This is a genomic window from Staphylococcus sp. EG-SA-2, assembly GCF_017152085.1.
Window position 1 is genome coordinate 1 of sequence record NZ_JACYHC010000026.1, and the last position, 579, is coordinate 579.

A 579-nucleotide genomic window follows, 5' to 3' on the forward strand; every position below is an offset into this window, starting at 1 on the left:
ATGGCTCTAGAGATAATGTTAAAAGTCATTTGAAAGACTTACGTGACAATCATAATGTACAAACAGAGTTAACTGGTACAGGAATGACATCTACAGAAGTAGGCGGTAATTCTGAACTAGTTGGTATTATTGTTGCATTTGTTGTACTGTTAATCACATTCGGTTCAGTCATTGCTGCAGGATTACCAATTATAAGTGCATTGATTGGTCTAGCCTCTGGTGTAGGTATTATCAGTTTGTTAACTTATGCATTTGATATACCAAATGTCACATTGACATTAGCCGTAATGATTGGACTAGCAGTTGGTATCGATTATGCTTTGTTTATTTTATTCAGGTATCGACAAGTTATGAAAACTGAAACAGATTACATTAAAGGCATTGGTCTTGCAATAGGAACAGCAGGTAGTGCAGTTGCTTTTGCTGGTGTGACAGTTGTGATTGCCGTATGTGGTTTATCGCTAGTTGGCATAGATTTCTTAGCAGTGATGGGGTTTGCTTCGGCAATTAGTGTTATATTTGCTGTATTCAGTGCACTGACTTTATTACCTGCGTTAATTAGTATTTTCCATAAACGCA

At 36.8% G+C, this 579-nt stretch carries 1 protein-coding gene; it reads left to right on the forward strand.

What is annotated here, in order from left to right; genetic code table 11:
• The coding region (locus IDG60_RS00215) for an MMPL family transporter (protein ID WP_206160340.1) at positions 1-579 on the forward strand (579 nt) is incomplete at both ends.